The following is a 16,111-nucleotide window of genomic DNA, read 5'->3' as shown; positions in this document are numbered from 1 at the left end:
CGGCGGGGAGGACCTACTCCGCACCGTGTGCTCTCAGCGTCTAACTCTTGGATTATTTGCGTGAATTGAAGCGATCTAAAGCAGCTTGCCGCACTTTAATGGCATCTTCAACGCCCATGCTTTTCATCGTTTGCACATATTTATCGAAGTTCTCAATCGGCTCAGCGCCCATAACGAATTTATTGAACATTTCATCGCGGTATGTTTTTACATCATTCATGATGGAAGCGGTTTTGGAGCTTTCTTCTGCTGTTAAGCTGATGCCTGGCATTTGTTTCGTGTGGTCGGCATTCGTCCATGTTTTTTGTGCATCACGTTGTGCAGGAATAGTATAGTATTGCTCGATATAGCGTTTATCTTGAACGAACGGTCCGTTCCAGCTAGCTTGGAAATATTTCGCCATTGCTTGCGCAATTGGTAATTTATCTGGATTATTCAAAATGAGATCGGTATATTTCGGGTAACCATTTTCCATTTTGTAGCTTGTGCCTTCAATACCGAAATTCATCAGCATGGAACCTTCTTGACCGTATTTGTAGTCAAGCCATTTGATAATTTCTTCTGGATTTTTGGCTTTAGCAGAAACGGCAGCTCCATAGCCTGTGAAAGGCATGGTGTATTGTCCTAGTGAAGCAGGTGCGCCTTCTTTCAGTTTTGGATATGGGGCACCAACAAGGGAGAAGCTAGGCTGCGTTGGTTGCATCAGCGTTAAGTAACGCCCAAGCCCAGAGCCTGCATAACCGGAGAAGGCACCAACTTGGTTACCGGTAATTTTGGCATCTTTCAACTTGGAGTCTTTGATGCTCGCATAATCTTTATCGATTAAGCCATCTTTGTACCAACGAGCGAGTGTAGCGACAAATTCTTTGTATTCAGGTTGAATCGGGCCGTATTTAACTTTGCCTTTATCATTATAATAATCGGTTGAAATTCCCCAAGCCCCAACAAGCAGGTTATTTTGATCGAAATCGCCGGTTAAGTTCATGAAGAAAGGAATTTCATCTTTCTTACCGTTGCCGTTCGGATCTTTATCGCGGAACGCAGTCAGCACAGTCTCCCACTCAGGGACGGTAGTTGGTACTTTAAGACCGAGCTTATCCAGCCAATCCTGACGGAAAACAGGCCCGTTAACGACGCTTAATTGCTCATCGCCAAGCAGGAAAGGCATGACATAAATATTGCCTTCATCCGTTGTTATCAATTTACGGAAGTCAGGATGATCTTTCAGTACTTTCGTTAAATTCGGAGCATTTTTCTCGATAAGCTCATTCAAACGAAGAATTTGTTTCCCTTTAATGAGGGAATCTGGGCTTTGGGAAGCAGATTGCTCTAAGCCAGAAGCGAAGTTGTATTCAACAACATCAGGTAAGCTGTTCGAAGCTAGCATGATGTTGAATTGATCTTTTTCTTGCCCTGTAGGTGGATGTTGGAAATCAACCTTGGTACCCGTCTTTTTCTCGATCTCTTTATACGCAGCCATTTCGTTATAATTCTTCATGACAGCGCCTGCATTTGCATTCATAGGTACCCAGTAAGTGAAGGATGTTGGATACTTTACTTCGGGTACCGATGCTGTAGCCGTTGCAGCTGCTGGTGTCCCGGAAGCTGCTGGTGTTGTTTTGGTTGTATCGCTGCTACAACCTGCTAATAGAACTGAGAGTGCGGCTACCGAGATTACAGACAATTGAATCGTCTTTTTATTTCTGTTCATACGTGTGTGACCCTCCTGTACATATTGTTTTTGCGGTGTCGTTGTCCGCAATTTCAATATAAAAGAGCAGGCTCTCGCTGCCTACAATACGTTCTAATGAACGATAAACACCGCTTCAGATCGGGGGTAAACCGTATTTCAGGGGGGCTAACTATCCTTCAGATTGTCCCCTCTTTGCTGCATTTCACGGTATTTTCCGGGTGTAATCCCTTCCATTTTTTTGAAAACGCGAATGAATCCAATATCGGTTGAATAGCCAACCTGCTGGGCAACTTGTAAAATGGTCATGCCAGGTGAGGCCAGAAACCGCTTGGCTTCCTTCATACGAACCTCAATCATATAATCGGTTAGATTAATGCCATACTGCTTTTTAAATAATCCGGACATATATTGCGGCGTCATGCCAAAATGATCAGCGATCGAAGTTAAACTTAGCGAATGATCGTTGTAATGCTCATCGATATACGTTTTCATCCGTTCATGATGGCGTTCACTATGCTCGGAGCGGGCCTCTTGGACACTGTTGCAAATAAATAAGCACAGCTCTTTGAGCTTTTTTAGCATGTCCTCGGCAGACGTACTGTTATTAATGAGCTTCACAGGGTCGGTACTGCCCTCTTGCCATTGCTTTTCATCAATTTTCAGGGCATTCGTCACTTTCAGCACAGTTCCCAATAGGTTCAGGAAAAGCAATTTCCCTAGCTCTGGGGTGGTATCGCGTGAGCCCATATTATGTTGATACAACTCATTAAGCAGCCGTTCAACACCTTCATACTCACCGCTTTTGAGATAATTAATCATTTGAGCTTCGACTTCCATCGGGAAGTGATAGTACGTTCGTTCCAAGAAGCGAATTTCATCGTAATGAATAACGGAATTAATTCCATGAATAATGCGATAATCGAGAGCGTTCAGCGCTTCGTTGTAGCATTTAGAAGCTTCTAACCTGCCCAAATGGAAGGAGCTCGTGGCAACGGTGATTTTCATCCGGAAACGTTCCTCAATCACACCTTTGAGCTCTGCGATTAAGCGGTCGCGGCTTAGCAGTGTTTCCTCTAAAGTGTCAGGAACATTTAGTAATAGCGCTAAGCGATTGTTATCTGTTTCTGTGACATAGCCGGAATCAGCGATAAATTCACTGCTTAAATTGAATAAAATAAATCGAACGAGGGCGCGATCCCGATCGCTTTCGGCAATACGATAATCGCGGCTTTCGTCGACTTCGAGGATAATGACACTGACAAAGGGATGCGGGAGTCGAATTCCCATAAAAGCAAGAGAGTCCTCGGTCAACTCCGACTGATCGACTTCCCCTTTTAATAGGCGAGTCAAAAAGTTAGCACGAACAACGGGAAGATGCCCCGCCAGCTGCTGTTCAAGCGCCTTGCCTTCGGCTACGGATGTTGCAATGGAGTTTCGGATGAACTCATATTCGTTCGAAAGACCGTTGCGAGGCACATTCTTCCCTTTATTAATGGAATATACAAGATCGCGAATCGGACTGTAGCTGCGGTACGCCATCCAGTAAGCAGCGGCACTTCCAGCGGCGATCACAAGAACAAGTAGATAAAAGGCCCACTTTTTCATTTCATTTACGCGTTCTAACACAACATTTTTCGGAACTAGGGAGATATATTTCCAACCGCTCTTGCCAGTGGTATAAGATAGCATCTGCGTTGTACCATCGAGATCGTACGTTTTGTATCCGTTAGCGTTGATGGTTTGTGAAAGTAACTCAGGAGACATCTTGAATTGATTATTGCTCGATAGAATCACTTGTCCAGTGGCATCCAGAATGAACATCGAGCTGTTATTGACCGATTGAATGCCTTTCAATAAATCAAGAATCTGTTTCTCGTTGATTAACATAATTAACGTGCCTTCAACATTGTTGCTCTCACCCAGCGGGAGAGAGATGGCGCTAGCAATGACATTTCGGGTCATAGGATCATCGAGTGGGGCAGTTGTTGGCAGGTAGGTTAAATAGTGGTACCCCGTCAAAAGGTCAGAGCGCACTTGGGCTAAGCTTTTGCCAGGAAGCGGGTATAGCTTTGTAAAGAAGGTAGTGGCATCCGTTTTCAAATTAGGAGAAATAACGGTGTCTTCATTGCGTAAATAAATATAGAAGTCATCAACGAACCGGGAGCCGTTACGAATCGTTTTTAAGGCGCGAACAGCTTCCTCGGTTTGTATGTATTTTTCACTCTCTTTTAACGTCCAAAGCGTTTGAAGCTTCGGTTGTGTGGCGATCTGAATGCCCAGTTGCTCAATTTCTTGTAAATTACTGTCTACGACCTGACGTGCCTGCTCAAGCATAGCTAAATTAGAGCGGTTGGCATTATCGACCATGCTCTTCTCCATATTGGTATACAAGACGAATGTACCGGAAACAGGAATAAGTAAGATGAGGATGTAAGAGAGCCATAACGTCAGGAAAATGCTTTTGCGTCGTAGCAGCATAGGTGAATGCCTCCATTGGGTGCGGGATATGGTGGATGACTATATGAGAAATGCTGGGATAATTATGGAGAGAAGATGGGAGCAGTTTAACATATCTCTCTAGCATCATCAATGATTTCCTTTGTAGGGCGGGGATGGCGTTGCCTGATATCTGATTTTCGGGCTAAGTTGATATCAACCAACATATTTGTGTAAGATGGAAGGAAAGATAGGCTTAGGAAAATATAGGATAGCTGGTATGGAGGAGGCGAGCCATGGCGCGTTCAAAGTCGCTTTGGTTGCTAATTGTTTGGTTTGTAGTTGCCATTATCGGCTTATTGATACTGAAATGGACGGGTGTATGGAAGCATTTAGATTTCGACTGGCTCACGGATTGGCTGCGTGATTTGGGGCCTGTTGGCGGACTGTTATATATTCTTGCCTACACATTAAGGCCGTTGATATTGTTCCCAGCCACACCGTTAACCTTATATGGAGGTTATGTGTTTGGCGCTTTCTGGGGAACCATCTACGATTTCATTGGGGCTGGTGCAGGGGCTTTACTCTCTTTCTACATCACTCGAAAATGGGGCCGAAGCAGCTTTCAGCGCATCCTAAGAAGTCCGAAACTGCAATCCTTCGATCAAAAAGCAGAAGAAAAAGGCTTCATGGTCGTCCTTTATATGCGACTGATGCCCTTCTTTCCATTCGATGGGATCAGTTATGGGGCCGGCTTGTCGAAAATCCGTTTCTGGGATTATACGTGGGGAACCTTAATCGGTATTATTCCTGGAGCCATTGTGTATAACGTATTTGGCGCGTCACTGAACGATATTTGGTCGTGGAGATTTCTAGGGGCGGTCGGCATGTACGTCGTTTTTGCCGTGGTTCCGTTGATCATCAAGCGGAGACAGTCACGTAAAGTACGCCAAGCGGCGTAACTAGACATAGGGTGAATGCGATACAGAATGATGCTTTTCTCAAAATGGAGTCATAAAATGTCTCCGTAACCATACACTTTAGTATGTAATTGGAACGCTCAGGGCACGAAATGGAATCGGGACAACGCCACTTTGGTTTGTCCTTTTTTCTTTTGGGGTCTTGACGTTGTATACTAATATTATCACCCTGCAGAAGACTCAGAAAGAAGGGATGACTATGCTGAAGCTAAGTATTCTTGATCAGTCACCGGTATCATCCGGCTTTACCCATAGTGAGGCATTACAACAAACGATTGCGCTCGCACAGCTCGCAGACCGTCTGGGCTATACCCGATTCTGGGTATCCGAGCATCATAATTCAGCGGGGTTGGCTGGTTCCTCGCCCGAGGTATTCCTGTCCACGCTAGCAGCTCGTACAAACCGAATTCGGCTAGGCTCTGGCGGCGTGCTTCTTCCTCATTACAGCGCCTACAAGGTTGCTGAAAATTTCCGCATGCTCGAGGCGCTTTATCCAGGGCGCATCGATCTTGGCATCGGGCGTGCGCCAGGCGGCACGCCGCACACAGCCAAAGCGCTGCGTGGCGTCGGCGCCGATCTGTTCGAGGGACTGGAGCGGTTCCCTGCTCAAGTCACAGATTTGTTGCGGTTCCTCACCGATTCGGTGGAACCGGGGCACGTGTTCGAGGGCATCCGCGCCACCCCATTGGTGGCTTCGATGCCTCAGGTGTGGCTGCTCGGCTCCACCGGGCAGAGCGGGGTGTATGCGTCGCAGGCAGGCGCAGCCTTCTGCTTCGCGCACTTCATCAACGGAGCGGGAGGACAGCATGCGGTGCGAAGCTACCGCAGCTCGTTCCAGCCATCCGCGCTCAATGTCGTGCCGCAGGCGACGGTGTGCATTTATGTCTTGTGCGCCGAGACGACAGCCGAGGCGGAGGAGCTCGCGACTTCCATTGATTTGCGTATTCTGCAAATGGAAAAAGGCGAGTTCACCGGAGTGAAATCGCCGAAAGAAGCAGCGGAATATACGTATTCCGATTGGGATCAAACCCGCGTGAGAGACAATCGCTCGCGGATGATCGTGGGCAGCCCGAGCCTAGTCCGGGAACAAATCCTGCTGTTGGCCGAAAGCTACGGCGTTGACGAAGTCATGATCGTCGCCGGCGGCTATCTGGCAGAAACGAGAATGCGGACCGTGGAGTTGTTGGCGGAAGCTTTTGAATTAAGCCACCAACACAGCTATGTCATTTGAAAATAGAGGATAGGGCTAGCGGTTTTGCCTAAGTCGTTTATCGATTTCTTGCGTGACAATAAAAGCAAGCTCTTCATTGCCAAAAAGGGAGAGCACGCCAAGTAAGGTGTCGTCCGCGACCTCGCCGGCTTCCTCTTTGGGTACCGTTAATTCAAGCGCCTTCTCTAGGGCTTCGTTATTGGGCTGGTCTGGGTAGGCGCTATGGTAAAGTGCAGCAGGGTTCAAATCGTTATTGATGCACCACTGAGCAAACACCAAAATCATCATATGCTCTTCTCGTTTGTAATTTTCGATCATTTGCTCTTCTAATTGTTTATTATTCATCGGTTACAGACATCTCCTTATACAACCTCTTGGCAACACTTGAACCAGCCAAACTCTATCGCCCCTTACGGGTGGATGGGTTCATTATAGCGAAAGATTAGGTGGATTCACAATGATTAAGAATGAGAAAATTAAAGCATCCGAGGTCCGCGTCACTGGATTACAGGGTGAGGATCTGGGTGTGATGTCGACGAAAGAAGCCCTTGCTCTGGCGAAAAAGTTAAAAGTGGATCTCGTCTGCACCTCGCTCATGAGCAGCCCGCCGCCATGCAAGTTGATTGGGGCAGGCGCAGCCAAGCAGGAAGCTTTGCAGGAAAAGCAGCAGGCACGTAAACAAGAGCAGGGACCGAAAGTGAAGGAGCTCCGTTTGACGCCAAACATCGAGGACCATGATCTCGAAACGAAGCGCGGTCAGGCAGAGCGTATCTTAAAAGGCGGTGACGCCGTCCTGTTGGTCGTGAAGATCTCCGGCAAAGAAGGTGCCAAAGCGAAGACGTTGCTGGAGACGCTAGTCAAAGAGCTTAGCGCATACGGAACGAAGCATACAGGCATCCAGTTGAGCGGTAAGCAGGCAGCTGTTCAGTTGGATCCTGCCTAATCGGAACATGGACAAGGGGCATAGCCCTTCACCCAGCTCATGGATACATCTATAGACACTATCCCCTACACTCAGTTTAGAGATTCATACTGAGCAGAGAGGATAGTGTTTTTTAATGTGCGTATGTGTACTATCCCCAAGGCTCAGTTTAGCTCTAATGGAACTGTGTTCTGAGCGAAGGGGATAGTGTTCCACTAAGAAGTAACGGTGATGGCTTGGGAGCCCATGAGTTCCCAGACTTTTTTGAACGTTTCGAGCGGGTAAGTTTCTTGTTCGCCTGTCATAGGGTCGTTCATGTAGGCATGATCATCGTCCCACCCCGTTAGCAATAAGGCATGTTCAGGTTGATACCATTTGACAAGCTCACCATCGGGGTCTTCCCACTCCTGATCCAAATAGGGGATATCCATATGCTCGGTGGCCCAAACCATCGCTGGCTTACCTTGGGCGATGACCGCAAGTAAGTCGTCAAAGGTGGTTCCTGTCAAATCACGGATATGGCCAGGCAGCCACTGATTCATAATCTTAGCAATGGGGGTATGGTAAATGCCATATCCGACATCAAAGGGATCACCGACGAAGACGTTTTTGGGATTAGCGCCAACGAATACGCCATCTTCATTCTCGTAGGGCATGTCCCCTTTGGGCAGCGCGTTAGCGACATCTTCTTTGGTTATCGGCAGTCCAGCCCAGTTGAGCAGCATCGTCGCAGCTACCGCTTCGCAGCCGTTTGGCAGCTCGGGTAGTTGGGAGAGCGCGGGAATCGCTTTAATTTGAAAATGATGAGCGATGGGCGTTCCATCTGTCTCCGGTGTTGCGCTCGCTGCCGCACTGGCTGAATTGGTTTCTGGAGTTGAAGTATTGATCTCAGATGTAGTTGGGCTAACCGAGGGAGAAGGACTCGGTGTAAATGTAAGATCTGATGTAGGCGTAGATGTTGTTTGGGAAATAGATGAGGTAGGGATATGTTCCGCGCCTGGGGAGCTTATTTTTACGATCAGGAATAGGGAAAGGCTGACGAAGGCCAGCAAAGTAAGGCTGATTATCTTCTTCATGTCGCACATCCGTTCTTTTCGATGGTTTCATTACATCATGGGTGGCAAAAGATTGCAACCAAAGGATCCAAAATGAGCCCATTGACACATACACAACTCCCTTGCTCGCATAGACTAGGTAAACAAGCATTACCAAGGGAAGTCTGATAGCGTGTATGATAAGGATAAGAAGATCAAGATGACCGTGGAGGCATGGGATGAAACGATTCTATTTGTGGTGTCTAGCTGCTTTTGTTTGTTATGCGACGATTGTAATTGTATATTTCACCAAAGGTCATTTATTTCAAATACCGACAGCGTTAATCGGAACCGTGGCCGATCCGAATACATTCATGACCCATGCTGAGATTAGTAAAGCGGAGTCACTGTCTCGGATTCATTCTTTAGCTTTCTTCCTAAGTTCTCCCTTGCAAATGGGTGTTACGGTCGCGCTGTTTGGTGTTGCGGTAAGTTTTCGGAAGCTAGCTGAGAAGCTTTTTAAGGCGTCATTCCTGCAAATGTTCTTGTTTGTCGTCCTTTTTACACTCGTGATGGACGTGCTATTTCTTCCGATTGATGTGTTTTTATTCAAAATCGACCAAGCCTACGGCATCTCCAATGAGACGCCTGCACTATTTTTAGGGGATCATCTTAAATCTTTTCTCATAGATATTGTGGGTACTGTCATCATGGTCGGAATTTTTAGATGGGTGAGTAAATGGAGTCCACGAAAATGGTGGCTCTGGCTGTGGTTGATTTCCATTCCACTCATTTTATTTGTTACTTTCATTCAGCCAGTGGTGCTGGATCCGTTGTACAACACATTTCAGCCATTGCAAAATCAAGAGCTTAAAGCGCAAATTCTGGATCTTGCCGCTAAATCACACATTCCTACGGATCAGGTTTACGAAGTTAACATGTCCGAGAGGACGAATACCATTAATGCCTATGTCAACGGCATCGGTGGCAATGCACGTATTGTACTGTGGGATACGATTCTGAACAAGTTGCAGCCGGATGAGATTTTGACTGTGATGGCGCATGAGATGGGACATTATGTGGAAAAGCATATCTATCTTGGGATTGCTTATGGTATAGCGCTTAGTTTTGTTGGTTTCTGGCTAGCTTTTCACGCGTACCGCATTATTTTGCAACGCTTCGGATCACTGTGGGGCTTTCGAGGGGAAAGGGATCTAGCGGCATTGCCGATTTTGCTGCTCCTCATTTCTTTGATGAGCTTCTTATCGTCGCCAGCACAAAACGCTTTCTCGCGCGTGATTGAACACCGTGCTGATGTCTACGCAATGAAAATGACGGGAGATGGCGATGCGGCGATTCGGGCTTTCCAGCATATCGCGCAAGAAAACCTCAGTCCCGTTACACAGCCGAAGCTGGTGCAATGGTTCCGAGGTTCTCATCCAACGATTGAAGAACGAATCTTGTATTTTGAACAGTTTACGAAAAAGTAGGTAAACTAGTCATTTCTCCGCGTCATCTGTTGCCAGACAGAGCCTTCTGCGGCATGGCCGCCCTCGATACGTTCGAGGGCGATTTTGACTTGCATGCGGACCTCGAATTCGGCATCGTCCGCAGCTTGCTTCAAATCTTCAAGCACGGTTTCGTCTCCGACTTCGTAAAGGAATCGCGCAGCGCGCCAACGGACGAGCTTGTTGCGGTCTTTGAGCGCCTTGGCCATCGCCGGGATGGCGGCGGGATCTCCCAAATCGGACAGGGTATCGCCCGCTGTCCGACGAACCGAAGGCGTATCGTCCTCGAGGGCACGATACAGAAAGGGCAATACCTCGGGCTCCTTGATGTCCCCGAGGTACACCGTAGCCAGTCGCCGAAGCGACGTGTTCTCGTCCTGCAAAGCCTGGACGAGAAGCGGCAGCGTCTCAAGCGATGGCTGGACCTTCTGAAGCGCGGCATAGCGCAGCTTCCAGTCGCTGCTGCGCAGCTGCTCCGCGGCTGCGCTAAGATCTTCATCCCCTGTGGCAGCTTCCACAGGGGCGTCTGTCGTCTCCCGCATCGCGAGGGAGACCAGTTCGTCGACGCGGGCATCGTCGTAAGAGGCGTCCAGTTCCTGGACGACCTCGCCCGCGATGTCCCCAAGCTCGCCGTAGCGGACGCCGAGCTCCTCGAGCTTCCGCTCTTTGATCAGGTTCGGCGAAGCCGTACCTGCGCGGACGGCGGCCTGTGTGAAGCGCTCCGGCATGCCGAGGCGCACTTCTTCTGCGCCTGCGCGCACCCTCACCTGGAGCGGAATCCCGCGAAACATTTGGACGAGCACCTGCGCCTCGCCGAAGGCGGCTTCCGTCGCAGGCTGCTCGGTTGGCAATCCAGCCCCGGCAGATGGCTGGGCTTCGCCATAAATCTCGCGCGCCTGCGCGAGGATGAACTGCCAGTCCCCTTTTGAGCTGCGGTCGACTGCAATGAAATCAGCTGCGTGAAAGATACTGATCACGCCAGGTACAGCTAGTAGTTTTTGTACTTCTGCAGGAGCGCTAGTAGCGGTTTTTTTCGTATATGTTTCTCGCACACCAGCTGGTAGAGACTCATCCATATTGAGCTTCATCGAATTCGGGCTAGGTGTGGGTTCGATTGAAATGATTTTCAAAGTGTTCAACTCCTTCGTTGGAACAGTTAAGTTAATGGGCATCATCTGCCAGCGTTCATAATTCAATGAAAAGGCCCGGACGAGGTGCCGTCCAGGCCTTGTATCGGCAGCTAGTGCCCTACGTTCTAGTCTAAGTCGACTAAATTACGATTTAAGTATAGATCTAAGGTTTTCGTAAGATCGAATACCGTATGAGCCAAGTCCACATTTTCGAAAACATGGTCACATTGATCTCGATACGCTAATTCATTTTCATAATCAGACAAGTATTTGGAGGCGACTTCTTCAGAATCTCCGCTCTCGATCATCCGTTCTTCCAGTGTGTCCCGCTGGGCATAGATGAAGATTTGGACAACCTGATCGCCATACAGCTTTTTGAGCGTTTCGGCGCCAAAGCGGTTCAAGATCAAATAGATGCTGCCGCTTTGTTGAAACATTCGTTCGATATCTGCGCTTTTGATGCCGTATAGATGGTCATTAACAGTACTTACTTCAATAAATTCACCGGCAGCTTGTGCCTGGGCAAATTGGGCGGGAGAGATGAAGTGATAATCTTGACCATCTTCCTCTGTTGGTTTCGGAGGTCGCGTGGTGTAAGAAATCACTTGCTTCATCCCGAGCGTAGAGCCCGACATTTCCGCAACGGTTTTACGGCCTGCCCCGTGTGGGCCAGTGAATACAAAAATCATTTCCTTATCCTTTAATGCATACATGGAACATACCTCCTTCGATTGGATGGGGGGTAAATCCTCGTGCGAGCACGGGTTGAAACGATTTTTGAGATGTAGGATCTTAATAAACCATAGCTATAGTGTACAACGTAAAGGCTTCATCGGTAAAGTCTAGCTGTTAAAACGAGTCGCGCTTAGCGTTTCCCGCCGCCACCGCGAGTTCCGCGTGGCGCACTGCCGCGAGCGCCGCCTTGGCCACCGCGCGGGCCGCTTGGTCTGTCGCCACGCGGTGCACCACCGCGAGCTCCGAAGCTGTCGCCGCGAGGCGCTGCGCTGCGCGCACCGCGCTCGTCATTTCGACCGCGAGGAGCATTGCTTGTGCGAGCGCCGAAGCCCTCACCGCGAGGAGCACCGCCTGTGCGAGCGCCGAAGCCCTCACCGCGAGGAGCGCTGCCTGTGCGAGCGCCGAAGCCCTCACCGCGAGGAGCGCCGCCTGTGCGAGCGCCAAAGCCCTCACCGCGAGGAGCGCCGCCTGTGCGAGCACCGAAGCCTTCGCCGCGAGGAGCTGCGCCACCGCGAGCTCCGCCGCCGCCTTCGCCACGGCCTTTGCCGCCGCGAATGGATCGGGACGCGTTTGCCGCGTCTTCCCGGCCTGCGCCGGCATACTTGTTGTATGGCGAGTATGATTTATCGCCATGCGGAGCCGAACGTTTGCGCTCAGTACCTTCGCCGCCGCCATTGTACGAACCCGTGACGCGAGATTTCGCTGCGCTCATGTTCGTTCCGCGAGCAGGAGCGGAATTCGTTGCTGCCGGTTCATGCGTTACTGTAGCACGTCCCCAAGTATTTGGGTTACGTTCTGAATTCACTTTCGCCGGGCGTTCGCCTGAACGTGATGCGCCTGCACCAGGCCCAGTTGCCCCGCCGCGAGCACCAAATTTGTCCCCTTTGGCACCAAAGCTTGGTTTGCGGTCGCCATATTGTACATTCGCACGATCCCCGCGCAATTCGCGTGCGCCAGGTCTTCCGGCACGGCCGCCGCTGCGTTGTTCGGGAGCGCCGCCACGCTCATTACGTCTTCCGCCGCGTGAAACGCCAGAAGCACCTTTCCGAGCTGAGCCTCTGCCATCTTGTTCGAGGTAATCTTCTGCTGTTTTGGATCGAACAACACGTCTTTGTTGCCCGTCAGGACTGCGCAAAGACATTTTAATCCCTTTTTCAATCAGCTCGATCGTCGGCATATCGCGTTGCGTTGCAAAAGTCACAGCAACACCAGACTCACCAGCACGGCCTGTTCTGCCAATCCGGTGAATATAGCTCTCGGCATCTTGTGGTACATCATAATTGAAAATGTGCGTGACGCCTTCTACATCTAAACCACGTGCTGCGATATCAGTAGCGACTAGAAGCTCGATACGGCCTTCTCTGAAACGCTTCATCACCTGCTCACGTTTGGCTTGAGACAAGTCACCGTGCAGCTCATCGGACATCAAACCTATTTCCTGAAGGACTTCATTCAGCGCGATCGCTTTTGCTTTCGTCCGGCAGAAAATCATCGCAAGATAAGGCTTATATTGCTTGATTGCAGCAATTAGTGCATCTTGTTTATCACGATCAGTCGTAGGAACAAGTACTTGCTGAATTTCAGTCAAAGTCACTTGTTTGCTTTGAATTTTAATTTCTTTTGCTTCCTTCATATAAGCCTTGGACAGATTGATGACCTGTTCGGGCATAGTAGCGGAGAAGAGCAACGTTTGGCGGTAAGGGGAAGTTTGGGCAATGATATCTTTCACTTCATGCAGGAATCCCATGTGCAGCATTTGATCGGCTTCATCTAATACGAGTATTTTCAATTTATAGAAATTGATGGAGCCGCGGCGAAGGTGGTCTAACAGTCTTCCCGGAGTTCCTACTACTATATGTATGTTACCTTGAAGCTTTCTAAGCTGTTTTTCTACATCTTGCCCGCCATAAGCAGCTAATACTTTAGCACCTGTGACTGGAACAAGGGTTTTCAGCTCATTACTGATCTGAATCGCTAACTCGCGAGTTGGCGTAAGAATAAGTGCCTGGACATCGGAGCTTTCTACATCAATGGTTTCTAATATAGGAAGTACAAAGGCAAGGGTTTTACCTGTACCTGTTTGGGCTTGTGCGATAACATCCGAACCTTTGAGTAGCACAGGAATAGCTTCCCGTTGGATGGGCGTAGGTTCTACGACACCTTGATTTTGCAAAACTTGAACTAAATTCTCTCTGATACCTAATGAGGCAAATCCATTTGACATGGGTAATTGGCCAGCTCCCTTTTTCCTTCTTAGTAAAGACGATTCCCTCATTGTACAGGAATGCCCGACAAATGAAAACAGGAGCCGACCCTCAAGCAGAAATAAACTACTTTATTAATAGAAGTTATACGAGATGATTGAGCTCCAAATGGTATATTCATAGCAGGCTTTGCTTAGGTGGTAAGGCCTAGCTGATTAGTCCTGTGGTAAAGCTTGTGCGGTGCCAAACACACGTGTAACTGTCTGGTTGAAATCTGTTAATAACGGCATCAGCGAGTGGCCTTTCCAGCTTTCCTGTGCATAGCTATTCATTTTATTAAGGAAATCTCGATTGGCAGAAATATAAACATCCATTAGATTAGGTTGCAGTAACCGAATCTTCTCTGCGATCGCTTGTTTGAAGCGATGAGAGAGCAAATCATGATGAACCGCAGTTTCATAACTATTGTAGCCTTTGTTCAAATCTGTACGAGGAATAGAATCGTCATAGGGATTATTATCGTTGTAAACACCCTTGTTGGTACCTTGATTATTCGTTTCCTTGGTCGTGCCCTTCGTCCCTGCTGCGCTGCTATCAATCATGAGGGCCACATAAGCATTCTGATTCGTGGTCATGACGAACGCGGTATTCACACCATCGAGCTTATGCAATTCATCTGATAGATACTGACTGTACTCCAGCTTAGTGTTGTTGTGTGTGACAGGTCCAGAGAGCTGTTGAACTTGATAAGCACGGTCTTTTTCATCTGCTTTTTCGACAGGAGCTCCGAAATTTTTCGAGTGACTATCAGTACCTCTGTATTCCTTACCGCTAGTGCCACATGCAGATAATGTGAGCAGTAGGAATATCATTCCACAAATCGGAAAACCTAACTTCCTGAACATATCGTACAGACCTCCCAGTGCATTGTAATGTTTATAGGATGAGATGTTTCTGTCGAATTATTCGTGTTCACAAATAAACGCTGAAATGCATAAAGAGGTGGGTGTATGGAAATAACCATGGAGGGAAATATATCAATGCTGACGCTGTTTAAGAACAATTTGTGAACTCTCCTACAGCGATTGACAAAAAGTTTTCACGAATTTATAGTTATTAAAGTGAATTGACATGGGCATGGCCTTCGTGGTAAAAATATTGTTTTAAAAGTGGGGTTGATACAATGAGTCAATTGAAAAAGTTCTGGCGTCTGGCACCCCTATTAGCGGTGATGGCGCTCATGCTAACCGGGTGTGGAGACCCAACCTTATCTGCTTTAGTGCCTAAAGGTCCTGTGGCGACGGAGCAGCTTTACTTAATGAAATTAAGTCTCTTTATCATGATTTTTGTCGTAATTGTCGTATTTGCGATTTATGTGTATGTATTAATTCGCTTTCGCAAGCGCAAAGGTGATAATAGCATACCGAAGCAAGTCGAAGGAAGTCACGTTTTGGAAATTATCTGGACAGTAATTCCAATTCTCTTACTGTTAGTGCTTGCGGTACCAACAGTATCCTACACGTTTAAGCATTCAACGAACTACAACAAGGACAAAGATGCTATCCATGTGAAAGTCACTGCACATCAGTTCTGGTGGCAGTTTGAATATCCAGACCTTGGCATCGCAACAGCGCAGCAGCTTGTGGTTCCAAAGGACAAAATCATTGCGTTTGACGTCGTTTCTGCCGATGTGTCCCATGCGTTCTGGGTACCTTCCCTAGGCGGTAAGGTCGATACGAATCCTGGTATACATAACACGCTTTATTTACAAGCGGATGAAATTGCAACGTTCCAAGGCAGATGTACAGAGCTTTGCGGAGCATCACATGCCTTGATGAACTTCACGGTTAAGTCAATGACCGATGCAGACTTTAATGCTTGGGTTGCCAAAATGAAAGCACCTGCTACTGTGCCGGCTTCGGCTCAGAAGGGTGAAGAGCTTTTCAAAGAAAATTGTATGTCTTGTCATGCTGTTAACGCAGCTGGCCCTGGGGTTGCACCTAACCTTAAAGGTTTTGCTGATCGTGACACGATTGCGGGAATTTTGGAACACACGCCTGAGAACATGGCATTGTGGATTCATAATCCGCAGGAACAAAAACCGGGCAACAAAATGCCGGCATTTGGTCAAGCAGCTGGCGGTAAATTAGATGACTCACAAATTAATGATATCGTTACGTACTTACAAACTTTGAAATAAACTCTTGATGTAAAGGAGGTTCATACGTTGGCTCACTCTCATCCAGTAAAAAAACATAC

The 16,111-nt window shown here is 48.1% G+C and carries 13 protein-coding genes; 5 read left to right on the top strand and 8 right to left on the bottom strand.

Going from position 1 to position 16,111, the window contains the following annotated elements; all coding sequences use genetic code 11:
- Positions 1-52 precede the first annotated feature (52 nt).
- Together A8709_RS29795 and A8709_RS29790 are read right to left on the bottom strand one after the other, a co-directional pair.
- Positions 53-1,711, bottom strand: coding sequence for an extracellular solute-binding protein (locus tag A8709_RS29795; protein WP_065858092.1), 1,659 nt, complete (start codon positions 1,709-1,711; stop codon positions 53-55).
- 147 nt (positions 1,712-1,858) lie between these two features.
- Entirely contained in the window at positions 1,859-4,171 is a 2,313-nt protein-coding gene (locus tag A8709_RS29790) for a helix-turn-helix domain-containing protein (RefSeq protein ID WP_065858090.1), read from the bottom strand.
- Between the two features lie 254 nt (positions 4,172-4,425).
- On the opposite strand from A8709_RS29790, the gene A8709_RS29785 reads away from it, so the two are divergent.
- Complete coding sequence (locus A8709_RS29785; protein ID WP_065858088.1) at positions 4,426-5,091, top strand: TVP38/TMEM64 family protein; 666 nt, start codon at positions 4,426-4,428, stop codon at positions 5,089-5,091.
- A gap of 217 nt (positions 5,092-5,308) precedes the next feature.
- Complete coding sequence (locus A8709_RS29780) at positions 5,309-6,340, top strand: LLM class flavin-dependent oxidoreductase (protein ID WP_065858086.1); 1,032 nt, start codon at positions 5,309-5,311, stop codon at positions 6,338-6,340.
- A 15-nt stretch (positions 6,341-6,355) separates the two neighbouring features.
- Here A8709_RS29780 and A8709_RS29775 read toward each other — a convergent pair whose 3' ends face one another.
- Positions 6,356-6,664, bottom strand: a complete 309-nt coding sequence (locus tag A8709_RS29775) for a hypothetical protein (RefSeq protein WP_065858084.1) — start codon at positions 6,662-6,664, stop codon at positions 6,356-6,358.
- A gap of 112 nt (positions 6,665-6,776) precedes the next feature.
- Here A8709_RS29775 and infC point away from each other — a divergent pair, with 112 nt between their 5' ends.
- Positions 6,777-7,262, top strand: coding sequence for a translation initiation factor IF-3 (gene infC, locus A8709_RS29770; RefSeq protein ID WP_065858082.1), 486 nt, complete (start codon positions 6,777-6,779; stop codon positions 7,260-7,262).
- Positions 7,263-7,456: 194 nt separating this feature from the next.
- Here infC and A8709_RS29765 read toward each other — a convergent pair whose 3' ends face one another.
- Positions 7,457-8,317, bottom strand: a complete 861-nt coding sequence (locus tag A8709_RS29765) for a C39 family peptidase (RefSeq protein ID WP_065858080.1) — start codon at positions 8,315-8,317, stop codon at positions 7,457-7,459.
- Between the two features lie 197 nt (positions 8,318-8,514).
- Between A8709_RS29765 and A8709_RS29760 the strand changes: the two genes are divergently transcribed.
- Positions 8,515-9,765, top strand: a complete 1,251-nt coding sequence (locus A8709_RS29760) for a M48 family metallopeptidase (protein ID WP_065858079.1) — start codon at positions 8,515-8,517, stop codon at positions 9,763-9,765.
- Between the two features lie 5 nt (positions 9,766-9,770).
- Here the strand turns inward: A8709_RS29760 and A8709_RS29755 are convergent, their stop codons facing one another.
- The 4 genes from A8709_RS29755 to A8709_RS29740 all read right to left on the bottom strand — a co-directional run bounded on the left by A8709_RS29755 (position 9,771) and on the right by A8709_RS29740 (position 14,757).
- Positions 9,771-10,913, bottom strand: coding sequence for a virulence factor (locus tag A8709_RS29755; RefSeq protein WP_065858077.1), 1,143 nt, complete (start codon positions 10,911-10,913; stop codon positions 9,771-9,773).
- Between the two features lie 125 nt (positions 10,914-11,038).
- Complete coding sequence (locus A8709_RS29750; RefSeq protein ID WP_065858075.1) at positions 11,039-11,626, bottom strand: guanylate kinase; 588 nt, start codon at positions 11,624-11,626, stop codon at positions 11,039-11,041.
- A 152-nt stretch (positions 11,627-11,778) separates the two neighbouring features.
- A complete protein-coding gene (locus A8709_RS29745; RefSeq protein ID WP_065858073.1) occupies positions 11,779-13,872 on the bottom strand; it encodes a DEAD/DEAH box helicase in 2,094 nt (697 codons plus the stop codon).
- Positions 13,873-14,067: 195 nt separating this feature from the next.
- Positions 14,068-14,757 (bottom strand): hypothetical protein, encoded by a 690-nt coding sequence (locus A8709_RS29740; RefSeq protein WP_065858071.1) that lies wholly within the window; start codon positions 14,755-14,757, stop codon positions 14,068-14,070.
- Positions 14,758-15,035: 278 nt separating this feature from the next.
- Between A8709_RS29740 and coxB the strand changes: the two genes are divergently transcribed.
- The gene (gene coxB / locus A8709_RS29735) at positions 15,036-16,052 is read left to right on the top strand and encodes a cytochrome c oxidase subunit II (RefSeq protein WP_065858070.1); all 1,017 of its coding nucleotides are present in this window, start codon (positions 15,036-15,038) and stop codon (positions 16,050-16,052) included.
- The last annotated feature ends 59 nt before the right edge of the window (positions 16,053-16,111 follow it).

The sequence above is a fragment of the Paenibacillus pectinilyticus genome (assembly GCF_001700435.1).
GTDB lineage: Bacteria > Bacillota > Bacilli > Paenibacillales > NBRC-103111 > Paenibacillus_E > Paenibacillus_E pectinilyticus.
Note: the sequence above shows the minus strand (reverse complement) of the source record. Positions and strands in the feature narration are given on the sequence as shown.